Annotated in this window: 17 protein-coding genes; 5 read left to right on the top strand and 12 right to left on the bottom strand. The window is 70.3% G+C overall.

Annotation, left to right across the window (positions count from 1 at the left end; genetic code table 11):
• Positions 1 to 53: 53 nt before the first annotated feature.
• Complete coding sequence (locus MKK84_RS26995) at positions 54 to 1,490, top strand: cytochrome P450 (RefSeq protein ID WP_243925021.1); 1,437 nt, start codon at positions 54 to 56, stop codon at positions 1,488 to 1,490.
• A gap of 141 nt (positions 1,491 to 1,631) precedes the next feature.
• On the opposite strand, the gene minE is transcribed toward MKK84_RS26995, so the two are convergent.
• The 4 genes from minE to minC (MKK84_RS27015) all read right to left on the bottom strand — a co-directional run bounded on the left by minE (position 1,632) and on the right by minC (MKK84_RS27015) (position 4,500).
• Positions 1,632 to 1,970: a cell division topological specificity factor MinE gene (minE, locus tag MKK84_RS27000; protein WP_243925022.1), complete on the bottom strand. Its 339-nt coding sequence runs from the start codon at positions 1,968 to 1,970 to the stop codon at positions 1,632 to 1,634.
• Complete coding sequence (gene minD, locus MKK84_RS27005) at positions 1,967 to 2,782, bottom strand: septum site-determining protein MinD (protein WP_243925023.1); 816 nt, start codon at positions 2,780 to 2,782, stop codon at positions 1,967 to 1,969. The genes minE and minD overlap by 4 nt, the downstream gene beginning before the upstream one ends.
• A gap of 29 nt (positions 2,783 to 2,811) precedes the next feature.
• Positions 2,812 to 3,540: a septum site-determining protein MinC gene (gene minC / locus MKK84_RS27010; protein WP_243925024.1), complete on the bottom strand. Its 729-nt coding sequence runs from the start codon at positions 3,538 to 3,540 to the stop codon at positions 2,812 to 2,814.
• 204 nt (positions 3,541 to 3,744) lie between these two features.
• Complete coding sequence (minC, locus tag MKK84_RS27015; RefSeq protein WP_409566549.1) at positions 3,745 to 4,500, bottom strand: septum site-determining protein MinC; 756 nt, start codon at positions 4,498 to 4,500, stop codon at positions 3,745 to 3,747.
• A 115-nt stretch (positions 4,501 to 4,615) separates the two neighbouring features.
• Here minC (MKK84_RS27015) and addA point away from each other — a divergent pair, with 115 nt between their 5' ends.
• Positions 4,616 to 8,101 carry a double-strand break repair helicase AddA gene (gene addA / locus MKK84_RS27020; protein WP_243925025.1) on the top strand — a complete coding sequence of 1,162 codons (3,486 nt, stop codon included), beginning with the start codon at positions 4,616 to 4,618 and terminating at the stop codon, positions 8,099 to 8,101.
• 244 nt (positions 8,102 to 8,345) lie between these two features.
• Complete coding sequence (trxA, locus tag MKK84_RS27025; RefSeq protein WP_243925026.1) at positions 8,346 to 8,669, top strand: thioredoxin; 324 nt, start codon at positions 8,346 to 8,348, stop codon at positions 8,667 to 8,669.
• Between the two features lie 140 nt (positions 8,670 to 8,809).
• Here the strand turns inward: trxA and MKK84_RS27030 are convergent, their stop codons facing one another.
• From MKK84_RS27030 to trpA, 3 genes are all read right to left on the bottom strand, one after another.
• Positions 8,810 to 10,135: a bifunctional folylpolyglutamate synthase/dihydrofolate synthase gene (locus tag MKK84_RS27030; RefSeq protein WP_243925027.1), complete on the bottom strand. Its 1,326-nt coding sequence runs from the start codon at positions 10,133 to 10,135 to the stop codon at positions 8,810 to 8,812.
• Positions 10,136 to 10,145: 10 nt separating this feature from the next.
• A complete protein-coding gene (gene accD / locus MKK84_RS27035) occupies positions 10,146 to 11,042 on the bottom strand; it encodes an acetyl-CoA carboxylase, carboxyltransferase subunit beta (protein ID WP_243925028.1) in 897 nt (298 codons plus the stop codon).
• A gap of 80 nt (positions 11,043 to 11,122) precedes the next feature.
• Entirely contained in the window at positions 11,123 to 11,962 is an 840-nt protein-coding gene (gene trpA / locus MKK84_RS27040) for a tryptophan synthase subunit alpha (RefSeq protein WP_243925029.1), read from the bottom strand.
• A gap of 149 nt (positions 11,963 to 12,111) precedes the next feature.
• On the opposite strand from trpA, the gene MKK84_RS27045 reads away from it, so the two are divergent.
• Together MKK84_RS27045 and MKK84_RS27050 are read left to right on the top strand one after the other, a co-directional pair.
• Positions 12,112 to 12,774: an HAD-IA family hydrolase gene (locus tag MKK84_RS27045; protein ID WP_243925030.1), complete on the top strand. Its 663-nt coding sequence runs from the start codon at positions 12,112 to 12,114 to the stop codon at positions 12,772 to 12,774.
• A gap of 86 nt (positions 12,775 to 12,860) precedes the next feature.
• Positions 12,861 to 15,515 carry an MGH1-like glycoside hydrolase domain-containing protein gene (locus MKK84_RS27050; RefSeq protein ID WP_243925031.1) on the top strand — a complete coding sequence of 885 codons (2,655 nt, stop codon included), beginning with the start codon at positions 12,861 to 12,863 and terminating at the stop codon, positions 15,513 to 15,515.
• Positions 15,516 to 15,543: 28 nt separating this feature from the next.
• Here the strand turns inward: MKK84_RS27050 and MKK84_RS27055 are convergent, their stop codons facing one another.
• From MKK84_RS27055 to MKK84_RS27075, 5 genes are all read right to left on the bottom strand, one after another.
• Positions 15,544 to 15,951, bottom strand: coding sequence for a MucR family transcriptional regulator (locus tag MKK84_RS27055; protein ID WP_243925032.1), 408 nt, complete (start codon positions 15,949 to 15,951; stop codon positions 15,544 to 15,546).
• Between the two features lie 349 nt (positions 15,952 to 16,300).
• Complete coding sequence (locus MKK84_RS27060; RefSeq protein WP_243925033.1) at positions 16,301 to 17,017, bottom strand: LrgB family protein; 717 nt, start codon at positions 17,015 to 17,017, stop codon at positions 16,301 to 16,303.
• A 3-nt stretch (positions 17,018 to 17,020) separates the two neighbouring features.
• Positions 17,021 to 17,425 (bottom strand): CidA/LrgA family protein, encoded by a 405-nt coding sequence (locus MKK84_RS27065; RefSeq protein WP_243925034.1) that lies wholly within the window; start codon positions 17,423 to 17,425, stop codon positions 17,021 to 17,023.
• A 14-nt stretch (positions 17,426 to 17,439) separates the two neighbouring features.
• Positions 17,440 to 17,901, bottom strand: coding sequence for a TerB family tellurite resistance protein (locus tag MKK84_RS27070; protein WP_243925035.1), 462 nt, complete (start codon positions 17,899 to 17,901; stop codon positions 17,440 to 17,442).
• 178 nt (positions 17,902 to 18,079) lie between these two features.
• Positions 18,080 to 18,473, bottom strand: a 394-nt coding sequence (locus MKK84_RS27075) for a DJ-1/PfpI family protein (RefSeq protein ID WP_243925036.1), incomplete at its 5' end; no start/stop codon positions are given.

Genomic DNA, 18,473 nt, shown 5'->3' on the forward strand with positions numbered 1-18,473 from the left:
CGCACTGGCCTGCGGTTTACAGCCCAGCCCGTCTCCGGCACAGGGTGGCGCCTATGCCCGTTCTCTTGGACGCGACCGTGACACAGGCCGGCACCACCCCGAGCCTCGCCGGGCTGCCGCGCGTGGTTCCTCCGCACCGCACGCCGCCGGAGCGGGAATTGCCGATCTGGGCCTATCTGCGCTCGATCCGCGACAACAGCCTCCGGGGTTTCCCCCGCCGCGCCTTCGAGGAACCGGTGACCCGCAGGGGCCTGCTCGGCCGGTCGAGCTTCATCCTGAACGATCCGGAGGCGATCCGCCGGGTCCTCGTCGAGAATCAGGCGAATTACGCGCGCACCACCGGGACGATCCGGATCCTGCGCCCGATCCTCGGCGACGGCCTCCTGATCAGCGAGGGCTCGGCCTGGCGCCACCAGCGCCGGACGCTGGCCCCGGCCTTCACGCCGCGGGCGATCGACGGCCTCGTACCGCACATCGCGACCGCCATCACGGAGGGGCTGGAAAACATCGCCGTCGAGGCAAAAGCCGGCCCGGTCGACCTGTTCACCGCGTACTACCGACTCGCCCTGGAAGTGGCCGGGCGCGCCATGTTCTCGGTCGGCATGGACGAGCACGGACCGGAGCTGCGCCGGCTCATCGCCGCGTACGGCGAGCGGATGGGCCGGCCGCACCTGCTCGACATCGTGACACCCCCGGGCTGGCCGGTGCCGCTCGACTGGGCGCGCGGGCGCTTCCGCCGCCGCTGGATCCCGTTCCTCGACCGGATCATCGCGGCCCGCCAAGCCACGGACCGGAGCCAGGCCGGGTCGGGCGACCTGCTGGACCTGCTCGCGGCGGCGCGCAATCCCGACACGGGCGCCCCGTTCTCGCCGGCCGAGCTGCGCGATCAGGTGGCCACCATGATCCTCGCAGGCCACGAGACCACGGCCGGGACGCTGTTCTGGGCCTCCTACCTGCTGGCCCTCGCCCCGGAGGTGCAGGAGCGCGTCGCCGCGGAGGCACGGAGCGCAGATCTCGCCGATCCCACCGGCTGCCAGAGCGACGGGCGCCTCCCCCTCACCCGCGCGGTGATCGACGAGACCCTGCGCCTCTACCCGGCGGCCTTCGTGGTGGTGCGCCGAGCGCTTGGGCCCGACACGGTGGCGGGCCACGCGGTTAAGACGAGCGATATCGTGATGGTGAGCCCGTGGGTGCTCCACCGGCACCGGACGCTCTGGTCGGACCCCGACGCGTTCGATCCCGGCCGGTTCCTGCCGGGGGCGCCCCCGCCACCGCGCTTCGCCTATCTGCCGTTCGGCGCCGGCCCGCGGGTCTGCATCGGCGCGCAATTCGCGCTCAGCGAGGCGGTGATCGCGCTGGCGCACCTGCTGCGGCGGTTCCGGTTCGTGCTGGACGATGCGGAGCCGATCCTGCCCCAGGCCGTGGTCACCACCCAGCCGGAGCGGGCGGCCCGATTCCGGCTGATCCCGCGGGATCCGTTCGGCTCCTGAGGTTCGGACGCATCCGCCCAGACACCGGTCTCGCCAGGTTAGCGTCGACCGGATACAGCCTCGCGAACACGACGAAACCGCACCCGGCGGACCGGGCGCGGCTTCTGGATTGCGTGCCGGCGGGAGCGACTCCGCTGCGGCTCAAGCGGCCTTCTTGGAAGAACCGAGCCGCCCGCCCTTGTTGGCAGCGACCTCGGCGAGCTTGGCCGCAAGCTTCGCGTCGAGCTTGCCGGCGACACCGAGCGGAAGCTCGATGTCGAGGCCGAGGGTCGAGACGCCCTCGCCACGCTCCAGGGTGACCTTCACCTTGTCGGCTTCCACCGACACGTGGTTGGCGATCACCGCCAGGATCTCGTCCCGGAGCTGCATCACGAGATCCGGACGCCCGGACTCGGCCCGCTCGTGGGCGAGGATCAGTTGGAGGCGGTCGCGCGCGACCGAGCCGGAGTTGCGCTTCTGGAAGAGGCCCAGGATGCTCATGCCGCCCTCCGCATGAACAGCTTGTCGAGGAACGACTTGCGCTCGACCGGCAGGCTCATCGGAACCTTCTCGCCCTTCAGCCGGCGCGCCGCGTCGGCATAGGCCCGCGCCGGGGCGCAGAGGGGGTTGTTGAGGGTCACCGGGCAGCCGAGGTTCGAGGCGCGCAGCACCTCCTGGCTCTCCGGGATGATCGCGAGCAGCGGGATCGACAGGATGTCGAGCACGTCCTCGGTCTTCAGCATGTCGCCGCGGTCGGCCCGCAACGGGTCGTAGCGGGTGAGGATCAGGTGCTTCTCCATCTCCTCGCCCTTCTCCGCCTTGGCGGTCTTGGAATCGAGCAGACCGATGATCCGGTCGGAGTCACGCACCGAGGACACCTCGGGGTTGGTCACCACCACCGCCACGTCGGCGTGGTGCATGGCGAGCTGGGCGCCGCGCTCGATACCTGCGGGCGAGTCGCAGATCACCCAGTCAAACTTCTCGCGCAGCTCTTCCATCACCCGGGCGACGCCGGCGTCGGTGAGCGCATCCTTGTCGCGGGTCTGCGAGGCCGGGAGCAGGTGCAGGGTATCGACCCGCTTGTCCTTGATCAGCGCCTGCGTCAGCTTGGCGTCGCCGTTGACCACGTTGATCAGGTCGTAGACCACGCGGCGCTCAGCGCCCATGATCAGGTCGAGGTTGCGCAGGCCGACGTCGAAATCGACGACGCACACGCTCTGACCACCCTGCGCCAGGGCCGCTCCGAGGGCCGCGGTCGTCGTCGTCTTGCCGACGCCGCCCTTGCCCGATGTGACGACGAGAACCTTTGCCACGCGTCGATCTCCCTAAATCCAGAGCTGAATTAATCTAAGCTTGCCATTCGGATGTTGCCGCCATCGAGCCAGACCTGGGCGGCCTTGCCGCGCAGGGCCGTGCCCATGTCCTCCGCCGTCCGCACGAGGCGGTCGATCCCCAGCAACTCGGGCTCGAATTTGCGGCAGTAGATTCGTGCGCGCGGGTTGCGCGCGGCTCCGGCGATCGCGCGACCGCGCAGGGCGCCGTAGACGTGGATCGAGCCCCCCGCCAGGATCTCGGCCCCCGAGGAGACCGAGCCCATCACGGTCACGTCGCCGGTCGGGTTGATGATGCTCTGACCGGAGCGAACCGAACCCTCGACGGTGATCGAGGTGACCACCTGCGGCTCCGGCTCGGCCGGGACGCTCGGGATCTCGATCTTGTCGGACGGGTGTCCCTTGAGGAGGAGCGGCGGCAGGCCCTCGCCGATGAGGTCGGTACCCTCGATCCCCAGGACCGCGATGCCGCGGGCCTTGAGTTCACGCATGAGCGTCTCGAGGGCGTCCGGCTCGGGCTTGAGCTGGGCGCAATCCAGGATGACGGCCCGGCCTTTCAGCAGAGCCGGCGAGCGCTTGAGCGCCGCGTCGAGACCCGCGAGCCACTGCGGAAGCGGCGGTTCGGGGGAGAGGGCCAGGGCCTTGAAGGCCCGCCCGCGCAGGCTGAGCGGCCGGGGCGCGGAGGGAGATGCCGCCTGGGCGGTCTCCGGATCGATTGGCTCGGGGTGGGTCTCGCTCATGTCCGCCCGTTAAGAGTCCTTACCGGACCATTGACGGCGGGTATGGTTACCGAAGGGTTAAGTTTCTGATCCGGTCGGCAAATTCTGCCGGGATCCCGGTATCAGTGCGGTAATGGACGATCGCGGGCCGTGATCGGCCCGTTCCAACCCTCACGAAAGCCGCACTCAGCGGGATGGGCCGAAACATTCGGCGATCGACGACCCTCAGCCCCGTTCGAACAAATTCAGCTTGATCGCGTCCTCGAGCAGCCGCACCTCTACGGCCTGTCCCCGAAAGGCCGGATCGAGATCGTCGGCGGCGCGGTAGAGGCCGTCGATCGCCACCAGTTCCGGCTCGAACTTGCGGCACCAGATCCGCGCGGCCGGGTTCCCGGCCGCCCCCGCGATCGCCCTGCCACGCAGGGCGCCGTAGACGTGGATCGAGCCCCCCGCGATGACCTCAGCCCCCGAGGCCACGGCGCCGAGCACGGTCACGTCGCCCTCCAGATGCAGCACGGTCTGGCCTGAGCGCACCGGCGTATCGAGGATCAGCGAGCGCGCGGCCTCTTTGGGCTGGGGCCCCGTCGGCGGCGCTTCGCCGGAAGCGGACGTGTCGATCTCACCGGCGGCGCGCCCGCCCGACAGGGCCGGCGGCATCCCGGGCCCTAGCAGCGCCGGCGGTGCGCCCTCGATCCCCAGGATGGCGATGTGGCGCGCCGCGAGGTCGGCCAGCAGCCCGTCGAGGTCCTCCCGCGTCAGCCGCAGGCCCCCGAGGTCGAGGATCACCGGACGCCCCGCGAAAAAATTCGGCGCGCGCCGGTTCAGCGCGTCGAGGTCGCCGAGCCAGTCGGCCACGGGTGGGATGGGCGCCAGGACGGTCGCCATGAAGGACCGGCCGCGGAAACGGATCGGCGGGCGGGCCGGCTCGGATGTCGGCTGGGTCACGGGTATCTTCGATGTCGCTGCAATCGTCGCCTGCATCCATGCTTTGCCGGCGCGCGCTGGGCAATCCCGCAGAGGCCCGTGTGACGCCCTGGCGAGGTCGCCGCTGCGTTTCTGTTGTAGAGAGGTGCCGCAGCCGATCCGGACGAGGCCCTTGAGCAGCATCCCAGTCCAAAAACCCTTCGTCGTCGATGACCTGACCCGGGCCAACCAGCGCCGGGCGGCCGATCCGCGGGCCTCGGCCTGGGTCTCGGCCAATGCCGGGGCCGGCAAGACCAAGGTGCTGACCGACCGCGTGGTGCGCCTGCTGCTCGACGGGTCGCCGCCCGGGCGGATCCTGTGCCTGACCTTCACCAAGGCGGCCGCCGCCAACATGGCGATCCGCGTGTTCCGGCTGCTCGGGCGCTGGGTGACCCTCGACGACGCGACGCTGGCGGCGGAACTCGCCGAGCTCACCGGCGAGCGCGCGGATCCTGAACGCCTGCGCATGGCCCGCCGGCTGTTCGCCCGGGCGGTGGAGACACCGGGCGGCCTCAAGATCGAGACCCTGCACGCCCTGTGCGAGCGGCTGCTGCACATGTTCCCCTTCGAGGCGAACGTTCCAGCCCGCTTCGTGGTGCTCGACGACACCAAGGCCCGGGAGATTTTCGAGATCGAAATGGCCAACGTCCTGGCCGACGCGGTCTCGAACGGCGACACGCCGCTCAGCGCCGCCCTGGCCCGGGTGACCCCCGAGGCGACGGGCGATGCCCTGCGAGCGGCGATCCGGTCCGCGCTGCGGGCCAGGGGCTTCATCGGCGACGCGGCCGGCCTGGAAGCCGCGTTCGGGCGCCTGCACGGGGCGCTCGGGCTCGCGGCCGAGGAGACGGCCGAGCGGATCGAGGCCGCGATCCTCGATGGCGGCCCAGGATGCGCACCGGAGGACAGGGCCGGATTGGTCGCAGCGCTCCGCACCGGCAAGGCCAACGACGAGAAACTCGCCGACGCGCTGGCAGAGGCGGAGGCGGAACGCGCCCGCTCCGAAGGGTTTCCCGACCGGGCCGAGGCGCTGGCCCTCTACCGGTCGGTCTTCTTCACCCAGAAGGACGAGCCCAAGGCCGACAGCAGCCTGGGCACCAAGGCCGTTCCGGCCGCCGCCAAGGAGGCGCTGATCGCCGAGCGCGACCGACTGGACCCACTGTTCGATCGCCTGCGCGCCGCCCGGGCCCATGCCCGCACACAGGCGCTGTTCCAGATCGCCGCCGAGATCCACCGTCGGATCGAGGCCCAGAAGGCCAGGCTCGGCGCCCTCGACTTCGACGACCTGATCCACAAGGCCCTCGACCTGCTCGGACGTGTCGGCGCTGGCTGGGTCCTGTACAAGCTCGACCGGGGGATCGATCACGTCCTGGTCGACGAGGCGCAGGACACCAACCCGGAGCAATGGGCGATCCTGCGGGCGATCACCCAGGAATTCGCCGCCGGCGAAGGGGCCCGGATCGGTAACCGGACCCGCTTCGCGGTGGGCGATCCCAAGCAGTCGATCTACGGCTTCCAGGGTGCGGAGCCGCGGGAATTCGCACTGACGCGTGCGGCCTGGATCTCGGAATCGCGCTCGGCCGGCCTGACCTTCGAGGACGTGCCGCTCACCCTGTCGTTCCGCTCGACCAGCCTCGTGCTGCAGGCCGTCGATGCCGTTTTCGCCCTCGATGCCCACAACGAGGGCCTGTCCTTCGAGGACACGGTGCGCCAGACCGTCCATGCCAGTGCGCGGCCCGGCGCGCCCGGCGCCGTGGAGCTGTGGCCGATCGCCGAGCCCGAGCCCGCGGCCGAGCCCGATGCCTGGACGGCCCCGGTCGACGCGCCGGAGACCAGCGCTCCCGCGATCGTTACGGCTCGCCGGGTGGCGCAGGCGGTGCGGACCTGGGTCACCCGGGGCGACGCGACCGGCCGCGTGTGGCGCCCCGGCGACGTGCTGATCCTCGTGCGCAAGCGCGGACCGGCCTTCGAGGAGGTGATTCGCGCCCTGAAGGGCCTCGCTGTCCCGGTGGCGGGCCAGGACCGGCTGGAGGTTTCGGCCCATATCGCGGTGGCCGATCTCGTCGCTGCCGGCCGGGCCGGCCTGCTGCCCGCCGACGACCTGACGCTTGCCACCGCGCTCAAGACGCCGCTGGTCGGGCTGACCGACGAGGATCTGGTGCGGATCGCCGCCCGCCGCGACCTGTCGGAAACGCTGGAGGATGCCCTCCACCGCCACGCCGCTGCGGGCGACGCGGCGGCGCTTCACGGGCTCGCGACACTGACAGAGTGGATCGCGCTGGCGAGCCTGCACGGTCCGTTCGGCTTCTATGCGCGACTGCTCGGGCCGTTGGGCGGCCGGGCCAAGCTCGTCGCTCGACTCGGCGGCGAGGCGGGGGACGCCATCGACGTGTTCCTTGCCGCCGCCGCGCAGGCCGAAACCGGTGAGGATGCCCCCTCGCTCGGCGGCTTCCTGGCCCGCTATGTCGGCGCCGAGGCCGGGCACACGGTCAAGCGCGACCTCGAATCCGGGCGCGACGAGGTGCGCGTCATGACGGTTCACGGCGCCAAGGGCCTGGAGGCGCCGGTCGTGTTCCTCCTCGACGGCTGCGAGCCCCTGGGCCGGAACGATCCGCCCCTGCTGCCGCTGCCGGCGACCGGACCCGCTTTGCCGCCGGTCTGGTCCGGCGGTCGGACCCAGGATTGCGCCGCCACCGAAGCCGCCCGCGCCGCCCTGCTCGCCCGGGCGCGGCAGGAGCACAACCGCCTGCTCTACGTGGCCATGACCCGGGCGGCCGACCGGCTCATCGTCGCGCCCTTCCGCGGCCACGAGCGCGAGACCGAGGCCGCGTGGTGCCGCATGGTCCAGGCCGGCCTTGAGACGACGCTGGGTGCGGGCCAGACTGTCGAGCTCTCCTACGGCCCGGCGACCGTGTGGCAGGAGGGGGCCGAGTCGCCCCGCGAGCGCGAAAAGCTGCCCCCGGCCGCGGCGCCGGTACCAGAGCCTGGCTGGCTCCGCAGCCCCGTTCCGCCGGAGCCAGAGGCGCCAACGCTCAACCCGTCCGGAGCGCTCGCTGCGGCGGACGGCACCCGCGTGCCGCCGCCACGCCTCGCCGATGCCCAGGCACGGCGCCGCGGCATCCTGATCCACGCCCTGCTGCAGCACCTGCCCCGCGTCGAGCACCCGCGGCGGGAGGCGGCCGGCCTTGCCTTCGTCCGGTCCCGGGCACCCGGACTGCCCCGGCCGGCCCACGTGGCGATCGTGCGCTCGGTCCTGCGGATCATCGACGATCCCAACCTCGCGCCCCTGTTCGCCCCGGACGCCCGCGCGGAGGTGAGCCTCTCGGGGCGGGTGCGAACAGCTGCCGGCGAGCGTGTGGTGCAGGGGCGTGTCGATCGTCTGAGCGTCACCACCGATACGGTGCGGATTGCCGACTTCAAGACCGGGCGGCCGCCGGATTTGGACGCGCCCCTGCCACCCGCCGAGGCAGGACAGATCGCCCTCTACGCCCGTCTGCTCGGCCAGATCTATCCCGGACGCACGATCCGCCCGATGCTGGTCTGGACATCGGGGCCGGTGATCCGCGCGCTCGACGCGGCCGACATCGCGGCAGCGCTGGAGCGGGCCGGAATCGTGGCTTGAGTGAGCCGCATCTCCGATCCCGCCAGGCTTACCTGTGCCCGATCTCCGGCCAATGAGCCGCGCTCCATGGCGAAGGCGCTTATGCGAAAGCGCACATGTGAGAGGCATGTCCCCATATCGGATCATACTGGCGCGTCCGCTCTTCTTGACCACGCCCCGACCCGTCGCCAATTCTGAGCGAACCGCGCGGGCCCCTGCCCGTCCGACACCGCCCCTCTGGCGGCGACTTCCGAAGGGTGACGTTATGGCGACCATGAAGGTGACCGACGCGAGCTTCGAGCAGGACGTTCTTCAGTCCGCCGAGCCCGTCGTGGTGGATTTCTGGGCGGAGTGGTGCGGCCCCTGCCGCCAGATCGGCCCGGCCCTTGAGGAGATCGCCACCGATCTGCAGGGCAAGGTGAAGATCGCCAAGGTCAACGTCGATGAGAACCCGCAGATCGCCGCCCAGTACGGCATCCGCTCGATCCCGACGCTGCTGCTGTTCAAGAACGGCGAGCGCGTGGACCAGAAGGTCGGCGCCGCGCCAAAGGGCGACCTGTCGCGCTGGATCGGCGCCCAGACCGCCTGACCCAAAGGCCCCGATTTGACGTGGGAAGCCCGGCCGTAAGGTCGGGCTTTCTTGGTTCAGAGGCCGGATGTGGTGTCTGTGATCCCACGCCGAGGTCCGGGGCACGGTTGTCCGGCCTCAGGACCAGCCGAACGTGCCGTTCAGACCGGCGGGGTGTCGTTGGCGGCCAGGACTAAGCCGGCGAGGTAAAGCGAGCCGCAGATCAGGATGCGCGGTGGCCGCTCGAAGGCGATGTCCTTGACCATCGCCAGGGCCGCTTCGATGCTCGGCGCCGCGTAGGTCGAGAGGCCGACGCCCTCACCGATCCGGGCGACTTCTTCGGCCGGACGCGCCGCCAGCGTGCCGCTGATCGGCACCGCCACGAGGGCGCGCGCCAGTCCGACGAAGTTGCGCAGGAAGCCGTCCGCGTCCTTGGTGCCGAGGAGCCCGACGATCAGCACCAGGGGGACATCGCTCTTCTCGCCGAGATCCGCCATGGCGGCGGCGAGGATCCGGCCTCCGTCGATGTTGTGGCCGCCATCGAGCCACAGCTCGGTGCCGGGATCGAGCTGCGCGGCCAGCCGCCCGCGACCCAGGCGCTGCAGCCGGCCCGGCCAGTCGACCTCGGTGAGGCCCTTCTCCAGGGCCGTGTTGCCGATGTCGCCGAACCCCGCCGCCCGCAGGGCCGTGATCGCCGTGCCGGCATTGACCAGCTGGTGGCGCCCGGCGAGGCGGGGGCGCGGCAGGTCGAACAGGTCGGTCTCGTCCTGGTAGACGAGCCGGCCGCGCTCCTCGTGGACCGAAAAATCCTGGTTGCCGACGAAGATGGGCCCAGCCCCGATCTCTTCGGCGCGCCGGCACAGCACCGCGTCGGCCTCGGCGTAGTCCTGGGCGGCGATCACCGCCGGGCAGCCGCGCTTGAAGATCCCGGCCTTCTCGGTCGCTACCGATTCCACCGTGTCGCCGAGATACTCCGCATGGTCGCGGCCGATCGGCGTCACCACCGCGCAGGCGGGCTGCGCGATCACGTTGGTTGCGTCGAGCCGCCCGCCGAGCCCCACCTCCAGCAACAGGACATCGGCCGGGCTCTCCGAGAACAGCACCAGGGCCGCCGCCGTGGTGATCTCGAACATGGTGATCGGCGCGCCGGCATTGGCGCTCTCGCAGCGCGCGAACGCGTCCGCCAGCCGATCCTCGTCCACGAAATGTCCACCCCCGATCCCGCCGATCCGGATCCGCTCGTGGAAGCGCACGAGATGCGGCGAGGTGTAGACATGCGCGGCCAGCCCGCCCGCTTCGAGGATCGCGCGCATGAACGCGATGGTCGAGCCCTTGCCGTTGGTGCCGGCGACATGGATCACCGGCGGCAGGCGCCGCTCCGGATGGTTGAGCTGGGCGAGCAGCCGCTCAATCCGGCCAAGCGACAGGTCGATGGTGCGGGGGTGCAGGGCGAGGAATCGCGCCATCAGGGCATCGGATGAGGCCATCGCGCGGGCTTTACGCCGCCTCGTCGGCCGTGACCGGGGTCGCCGGCGCGGCGACGTTGGTCAGGAGGCCGCAGAGGCGGGTGATCGTCTCCTTGAGCTGGTGGCGGTGGACGACCTGATCGACCATGCCGTGCTCACGCAGGTACTCCGCCCGCTGGAATCCGTCCGGCAGCTTCTCGCGGATGGTCTGCTCGATCACCCGGGGACCGGCGAAGCAGATCAGCGCCCCCGGCTCGGCGAGGTGCACGTCGCCCAGCATGGCGTAGGAGGCCGTGACGCCGCCGGTGGTCGGATTGGTCAGAACCACGATGTAGGGGAGCCGCGCCGCATTGAGCCGGCGGACCGCCACGGTCGTACGCGGCATCTGCATCAGCGACAGGATGCCCTCCTGCATCCGCGCCCCGCCCGAGGCCGCGAACAGCACGTAGGGCGTGCGCTTCTCCAGCGCCGTCTCGGCGCCGCGCACGAAGGCCTCGCCCGCCGCCATGCCGAGGGAGCCGGCCATGAAGCCGAATTCCTGCGCGGCCAGCACCATCGGGAGGCCGCCGACCCGGCCGAAGCCGATCTTGAACGCGTCCTGCAGACCCGTCTTGGCGCGCGCCTCCTTGAGCCGGTCGACGTAGCGCTTCTCGTCACGGAACTTGAGCGGGTCGATCGGCGCCTCGGGCAGCGCCACGTCGATCCACGTGCCCTCGTCGAACATCATCTTGAGGCGCGCCTGGGCGCTCATCTTGAGATGATGCTCCGAGCCGGGGATCACCCAGTTATTGGCCTCCACCTCCTTGTGGAACACCATCTGGCCCGTATCCGGGCATTTGACCCAGAGGTTCTCGGGCGTTTCGCGCTTGAACAGGGTCTTGATCCGGGGGCGCACCACCTCCGAGATCCAGTTCATCGGTTCGACCATCGCCTCGCGTCCGTCCGCTTCGAGCCCGCGACAATATCAGGTGGCCGGCGCTTCACCGCCAGGGTCGGCATGGATGACCCTCAGGCCGCCCGCTCCACCGAAGCGGCGCGGACGCCCTCGGCCAGTTCGCGCACCAGCCCCGCCACCGCCGGGACACTGCCCGCCTGAGGACGGCCCTCGGCGTCGAGCGAGCGCACCAGCGCGTCCACCAGCGCCGAACCGACCACGACACCGTCCGCACCCTTCGCGATCGCCGTCGCATGCGCGCCGGTCTTCACACCGAAGCCGACCACGACCGGCAAATCGGTGTGGCGGCGGATGCGGCCCACCGCCTCCGAGACCTTGCCGAAATCCGGCGTCGCGGTGCCGGTGATGCCGGTGATCGACACGTAATAGACGAAGCCCGCCGTGTTCGCGAGCACCGCCGGCAAGCGCCGCTCGTCGGTGGTCGGCGTCGCGAGCCGGATGAAGGCCAGCCCTTTGGCGAGCGCCGGCAGGCACAGCTCGGAATCCTCCTCCGGCGGCAGATCGACCACGATCAGCCCGTCGATTCCGGCCGCCACCGCGTCCTCCAGGAACCGGTCGACGCCGTAGGTGTGGATCGGATTGTAGTAGCCCATCAGCACGATCGGCGTGGCGTCGTTCTCCACCCGGAAGCGGCGCACGAGGTCCAGCGTGCCGGCGACGGTTTGTCCGGCCTTGAGCGCCCGCAGGCCGGCCGCCTGGATGGCCGGGCCGTCCGCCATCGGGTCGGTGAAGGGCAGGCCGAATTCCAGGATGTCGGATCCGGCACCCGGCAGGGCCTTCAGGACCTCCAGGGAGGTCTCGGGATCGGGGTCGCCCGCCATCACGTAGGTGACGAGGACGGCCCGGTTCTCCGCGCGGGCGCGGGCGAAGGTGGCGTCGATGCGGCTCGGCATGGGTCGGCAGGGTTCGCGGTTGCAGGCATCTGGAGCCCGGGGTTGCACCCGCGCTACACCAAAGCCGGCGGCCCGTGAAGCGGGCGGCGCTCGGCTCCCCTGCGCGCACCCTGGTTGCTGCCGTGGCGGCCCGCCGCTAGCGCTCCGCCATGACCATTACGCTCCCGACGCGCCGTTTCGCCGCGCTGCTGTTCGACATGGACGGCACGCTCATCAGCTCGATCGCCTCGGCGGAGCGGACATGGTCGCGCTGGGCTGCAGCGCACGGGCTCGACGTGGCCACGTTCCTGCCGACGATCCACGGCGTGCGTTCCGTGGAGACGATCCGCCGCCTCAACCTGCCGGGTGTCGACCCGGAGGCGGAGGCCGCTGCGATCACCCGGGCCGAGATGGAGGATGTCGGCGACGTCACCGAGATCCCGGGGGCGCGCGCCTTCCTGGCGACGCTACCGCCGGATCGCTGGGCGATCGTGACCTCGGCCCCGCGAGGCCTGGCCCGGCGCCGGCTCGAAGCGGCCGACATGCCCACCCCCACCCTGATGATCGCAGCCGAAGATGTGGCGCAGGGCAAGCCCGCGCCGGACTGCTTCCTGCTGGCCGCGCGCCGACTTGAAATCGCCGCAGCGGAGTGCTGCGTGTTCGAGGACGCGCCGGCCGGGATCCGCGCCGCCGAGGCGGCGGGCGCATCCTTGGTGGTGGTGACGGCGACCCATCACGAACCGGCGCCAACCGGGCATCCGGCGATCGCCGATTACCGCCGGCTCCGCGCGGTGGCGGATCCGGACGGTATTCGCCTCACGACGGAGCATTGAGGCAATCTCGGCAGAGCCGTTGACTTTCGGCGCCGGCCGCGTGGCCCTATTCAGCGTGCGAACGCCGGATGCGGAACAGTATGCCGATGACCAAGCCCGACGGCATGAGGCCGCGCCTCTTCGAGACCGAAGAAGGCCTCCGGCTGGTCGCAGCGCGCAGCGATCCGGCGTGGCGCCACTGGGGGCCGTATCTCAGCGACCGGCAATGGGGCACGGTCCGGGAGGATTACAGCCCGGACGGCGAGGCCTGGGATTACCTGCCCCACGACCATGCCCGGTCCCGCGCCTATCGCTGGGGTGAGGACGGGATCGGCGGGTTCGGTGACCGGCACCTCAACTGGTGCCTGTCGCTGGCCCTGTGGAACGGCCGCGATCCGATCCTGAAGGAGCGGCTGTTCGGCCTGACCAACCAAGAGGGCAACCACGGCGAGGACGTCAAGGAACTCTACTACTACCTCGACGGCACTCCGACACACGCCTTCATGCGGATGCTCTACAAATATCCGCAGGCCGAATTCCCGTATGAACGGCTCGTCGCGGAAAACGGGCGCCGCGGCCTCGACGATCCCGAATTCGAGCTGCTCGACACCGGCGTCTTCGAAGCAGGCCGCTACTTCGATCTCGAAGTGGCCTACGCCAAGGCGGCGCCCGACGACATCCTGATGCGGGTCACCGCCACCAACCGGGGGCCGGACCCCGCCGACCTGACGCTGCTGCCGCAGCTCTGGGCCCGCAACACATGGTCGTGGAAAGAGGGTTCGCCGAAGCCTGAGCTGATGGCGGGATCCGACGGATCGGTCTGGGTACGCCATCCCGACATGGCGCCGATGCGCTTCTTCGCCGAGGATGCCGCCGAGCTGCTGTTCACCGAGAACGAGACCAACACGCATCGCCTGTTCGGCGCCGGGCCCGCGGATGGCTTCTACAAGGATGGGATCGACCGATGCGTGGTCGGCGGCGATCGGGCGGCCGTCAATCACCTGTCCGGCACCAAATGCGCCGCCCGCTACGTGCTCCATCTTGGCCCCGGCGAGAGCCGTATCTTACGCCTGCGCCTGCGCGCCGAGACCGCCCCGGGGGAGCCCTTCGCGGATTTCGACACGGTCTTCGCCCAGCGTGAATCCGAGGCGGATAGCTTCTATGCCGCCCTGCAGGCCCCGATCGCCGATCCCGAGATGCGCCGCGTCCAGCGGCAGGCGCTGGCCGGCATGCTGTGGTCGAAGCAGCTCTATCATTACGATGTGCGCGAGTGGCTGGCGGGCGACCCTGCACAGCCCGCCCCCTCCCCTGCGCGCCGGCACGGGCGCAACGAGGACTGGGCGCATCTGCGCGCCAACGACATCATCTCGATGCCGGATGCCTGGGAATATCCCTGGTTCGCCTCCTGGGACCTCGCCCTCCAGGCGATCGTCTTCGCGCTGATCGACCCGGACTTCGCGAAGAACCAGCTGCTGCTCCTCGTCGACGAGGCCTACGCTCATCCGAACGCGGCGCTGCCGGCCTACGAATGGGGGTTCGGGGACGCCAACCCGCCGATCCACGCGCTGGCCGCCTGGCGGGTGTTCGAGCTGGACCGGGCGCTCGCAGGCACCGCGGACCACGCCTTCCTCAAGCGGATCTTCAACAAGTTGACCCTGAACTTCACGTGGTGGGTCAACCGCAAGGATGCCGACGACCGCAACCTGTTCCAGGGCGGCTTCCTCGGGCTCGACAATATCGGGATCTTCGACCGGTCGAAGCCAGTGGGCGACGGCGCCACCCTCACACAGTCCGACGCCACCGCCTGGATGGCCGCCTACGCGCTGGCCCTGATGCGCATCGCCATCGAGCTGGCGCTCCAGGACCCGACCTACGAGGACATGGCAGAAAAGTTCTTCGAGCATTTCCTCCTGATCGCCGCGGCCACGGGCGACGGCGTCTGGGACGAGGAAGACGGCTTCTTCTACGACGTGATCGAGACCCGCGACGGCGCGCGGCTGCCGATCCGGGTGCGGACCCTGGTGGGCCTGATCCCGATCTTCGCGGTGGCCACGATCAACGAATGCGACCTCGAGAAGCTGCCCGCTTTGCGCAACCGGATGCTGTTCTTCCTGAAGAACCGCCCGGACCTTGCCTCCCTGGTGTCGCGCTGGAACGAGCCGGGCCAGGGCCAGACCGCGCTGCTGTCGCTGCTGCGCGGACATCGGCTGAAGGCGCTGCTGCACCGCGCCCTCGATCCGGCGGAGTTCCTATCCGATCATGGCCTGCGCGGGGTGTCGCGCGTCTATGCGGATCGGCCCTTCTGCTTCGCCTGGGACGGGCGGGATCTCGGTCTCGCCTACGAACCCGCGGAGTCGCGCTCGCGCCTGTTCGGCGGCAATTCGAACTGGCGCGGGCCAGTCTGGATGCCGGTCAACTACCTGTTGATCACCGCCCTGAACCGGTTCCACGACTATTACGGCCCGGATTTCCGGGTCGAGGCACCGACCGGCGCGGGGGGAACCTCCTCCCTGCGCGAGATCGCCCTCGACCTGTCACGTCGCCTGATCGCCCTCTCGACCCGGGATTCTGACGGGCACAGGCCGGTCTACGGAGAAAGCCGGATCGAGCAGGACGATCCGCATTTCCGCGACCTCGTGCTGTTCTATGAATATTATGACGGCGACACCGGCCGGGGCGTGGGCGCCTCCCATCAGACCGGCTGGTCCGGGCTCGTGGCCCTGCTGATCCAGGACGTCGCCACAGCTTCGGCGCCGGACTGAACGGCAGCGCGTGATCCGACGGTGCCCCCTACTCGGCCGCCGTCCTCATCCGGAGCCGCTGATCGGCCCCGATCTGGCGCGAGATGTCCGAACGACGGGCGCTGTAGATCGCCGACACCAGCGGGTAATCGACCGGCAGGCCCCACTTGGCCCTGTAGGCTTCGGGCGTCAGCCCGCGGAGGGTCAGATGCCGTCGCAGGGTCTTGTAGGGTTTTCCATCCTCGAAACTGACGATCGCGTCGGGCCGGATCGACGCCCGGATCTGCGCTTCGGTCGCGCGTCTGGTCGGCGCTTGCGACGGGCGGTCCAGACCCACAACCGCGCCGTGTACCGTGGTCAGTAGATCCGGCAGAATATCGGCCGGGACGCTGTTGCGCGTGACGTAAGCGCTCGTGATCCGCGCGGCGATCTCGACACTGGGCGGGGTGATCCGCATGGCCGCCTCCTCCGTACCGTCGGATTTCGACGGGGGTTTATATTCGCGTTGCGACGTCGGCCGACCTTGAGAGGCTGATCAGTCGAACACTCGACACAACTAGAGCGCGAATTAATTTATGAATCACTCTACCTAAAATATGTAAAGGCCGTCAACGCCAATCCAGCATGCGCGCCTATCGGGGACGGCGTCGATGTCGCCGGGCGTGCCGCTCAGCCCCAGCGGGCGAGGTGTCGAGGCTGGGCGTGCCAGGATGCTCCGGACAGGGCGGGAGGTACGCTTCCAGTCGGCAGCCGCGTGGATCGCACGTCACCCGCACGAAGCCGGCCGCCCGATCCGCGAACGCGGCTCAGAACAGCAGGTGCAGCGCCAGCGGCGCCAGGATCGCCGTCAGGAAGGCGTTGAGCCCCATAGCAATGCCCGCGAAGGTGCCGGCCACTTCGCTCACCTGGAAGGCGCGTGCGGTGCCGATGCCGTGGGCGGCGAGGCCGGCCGCGAAGCCCCGGGCGCGCATGTCGTGGATCTTCAGCGCGTTCATCATCGGCGTGACGAGGATCGCCCCGATGATGCCGGTGAGGATCACCAGGATCGCGGTGAGCGTCGGATCGCCGCCGAGCGCCTCCGCGATGCCCATGGCGACGCCGGAGGTCACCGATTTCGGGGCGAGCGAGACGAGAACCGGCTGCGGGATGTCGAGCAGCCGGGCCAGCGCGATCACCACCGCCAGCGTCGTCGCCGCCCCCGCGGCGAGCGCTGTCAGCATCGGCACCAGCGCCCGCTTCACGGTGGCCCGCCGCTCATAGAGCGGCATCGCCAGCACGACGGTCGCGGGTCCGAGCAGGAAGTGCACGAACTGCGCGCCCTCGAAATAGACCGGATAGGCCGTGCCGCTCAGGGCCAGCACGCCGCCGACCAGCGTCACCGTGATCAGCACCGGATTGGCGATCGGATGCCGGCCGGTCGCGGCGGCGATCCGGTCCGCCAAGACGTAGGCGGTCAGCGTCACGGTCAGCCACAGCAGCGGCGTCTTGGCGAGGTAGACCCAGAGAGAGAAATCGCCGCTCACCCGTCAGGACTCCCCATCGCGCCCCGGCCCCTCCACCCGGGCCGCCACCGCACGGAACACCAGCACGGTCACGAGCAGCGAGAGCGCCGTCGACACCACCAGCACGATAGCGAGCTTCACGCCCTGCGCCCGCAGCAAGTCGAGGCGGCCCACGACGCCGACGCCCGCCGGAACGAACATCAGCGACAGGTTCATCAGGAGCCCCCGCGCGGTGGTCTCGAGGGTGCCGTCGGTCAGCGGCTTCGGGAGAAAGCGGGGCAAACCGAACCGCGGATTGTCGCGCAGCAGCAGGAAGCCGAACATCAACCCCATGCCGATCACGGGTCCAGGGATCGGCACGTGGGCACCGCGGGCGATCGCCTCGCCGACGAGCTGGGCCAGAAGAATGAGCGCCAAGCTCGCGATCATCGCCCAGCTGCCCCTTACGCCAGCCCAGCCTGCTGCTGGCCGATCCGGCGCGCCGACGCGATGGCGCCATCATCGAAGCCGAGCAGCCGACCGAGCCGCTCCACCAGGGCCTCCTCGAACTCGTCGACCCGGCCGTCCGCCGCCGCGACCGACCATGCCATCGCGAGAAGCTCCTGGCGCTCGGCCTTGTTGGCCTCGTGAGGGATCATCTCGACGAGGCTCACCACGTCGCGGGTCTCCGCATCCATCGCGGCCGCGCGCTCGATCAGCGCCCGCGCCGCGTCCGGACCGTCGGCGTAATGGCCCTGCACGAGGCGGGACAGGCGCTCGCTCTCGGACTCCGCCAGGATCCCGTCGACCCGCGCCACGTGGACGAGGAGCGCGGTTGCCGCGAGATGCGTGTCGTCCACGGCTTCGTGCGCACCCACGCCGAGGGCTTCGGCCGCGTAGGCGCGCAGGCGTGCGATGAGGGACATGGGAGCTCCGAAGGGGCACCGATCGTTCGTGCCTCGCACAGTTCGGGCCGAGGCCGACCGCCGTCAAGCACGGCACCGCGGATGGAAGCCGGGCGTGGCCGCGCTGCATCGCCCCCGGCCTTGGAGTCATGACGCGCTCACTTGCGCCGAACCGGTGTCCACTTCGGCGCAGAGCGCCCTAGCGCCGCGCCGCCTCGGTCGCCCCGGCGACCAGATCCGCCAGGATCGCGTCCGCCGCCCCAACCACCTCGGGCCCGGCCTCCGCGGGTGTGCCAGCCCGGAACGGCGGGACCGGGGCGTATTCGGCCACGAGCTGCGCCGTGCGGGCGTAGGCAGGTCCGCGCAAACGGGCGGCCAGCGCCAGCCCGAGGTCGAGCCCCGCCGAGATTCCGGCACCGGTCATGCGGTTACGATCGATGACGACACGCTCCGCCACCGGCTCGGCGCCGAGGAGCGGCAGCACCGCGTCGCGCACGCACCAATGCGATGTGGCGCGATACCCCCGCAGCAGGCCGGCGGCGCCGAGGATCAGCGATCCGGTGCAGACGCTCGTCACCCAAGCGGCCCGTTCG

Origin of the sequence: Methylobacterium sp. E-065 (assembly GCF_022829605.1) — a bacterium.
Classification (GTDB): domain Bacteria; phylum Pseudomonadota; class Alphaproteobacteria; order Rhizobiales; family Beijerinckiaceae; genus Methylobacterium.

What these genes read in the sequence shown, in the direction of transcription:
- MKK84_RS27030 (WP_243925027.1), bottom strand. Translation starts at nt 10,135, where the DNA reads ATGGCCTCATCCGATGCCCTGATGGCGCGATTCCTCGCCCTGCACCCC.
- trxA (WP_243925026.1), top strand. Translation starts at nt 8,346, where the DNA reads ATGGCGACCATGAAGGTGACCGACGCGAGCTTCGAGCAGGACGTTCTT.
- minC (WP_409566549.1), bottom strand. Translation starts at nt 4,500, where the DNA reads ATGCAGGCGACGATTGCAGCGACATCGAAGATACCCGTGACCCAGCCG.
- MKK84_RS27065 (WP_243925034.1), bottom strand. Translation starts at nt 17,425, where the DNA reads ATGATCGCGAGCTTGGCGCTCATTCTTCTGGCCCAGCTCGTCGGCGAG.
- MKK84_RS27045 (WP_243925030.1), top strand. Translation starts at nt 12,112, where the DNA reads ATGACCATTACGCTCCCGACGCGCCGTTTCGCCGCGCTGCTGTTCGAC.
- MKK84_RS27070 (WP_243925035.1), bottom strand. Translation starts at nt 17,901, where the DNA reads ATGTCCCTCATCGCACGCCTGCGCGCCTACGCGGCCGAAGCCCTCGGC.
- MKK84_RS26995 (WP_243925021.1), top strand. Translation starts at nt 54, where the DNA reads ATGCCCGTTCTCTTGGACGCGACCGTGACACAGGCCGGCACCACCCCG.
- accD (WP_243925028.1), bottom strand. Translation starts at nt 11,042, where the DNA reads ATGGTCGAACCGATGAACTGGATCTCGGAGGTGGTGCGCCCCCGGATC.
- minC (WP_243925024.1), bottom strand. Translation starts at nt 3,540, where the DNA reads ATGAGCGAGACCCACCCCGAGCCAATCGATCCGGAGACCGCCCAGGCG.
- MKK84_RS27050 (WP_243925031.1), top strand. Translation starts at nt 12,861, where the DNA reads ATGACCAAGCCCGACGGCATGAGGCCGCGCCTCTTCGAGACCGAAGAA.
- trpA (WP_243925029.1), bottom strand. Translation starts at nt 11,962, where the DNA reads ATGCCGAGCCGCATCGACGCCACCTTCGCCCGCGCCCGCGCGGAGAAC.
- MKK84_RS27055 (WP_243925032.1), bottom strand. Translation starts at nt 15,951, where the DNA reads ATGCGGATCACCCCGCCCAGTGTCGAGATCGCCGCGCGGATCACGAGC.
- minE (WP_243925022.1), bottom strand. Translation starts at nt 1,970, where the DNA reads ATGAGCATCCTGGGCCTCTTCCAGAAGCGCAACTCCGGCTCGGTCGCG.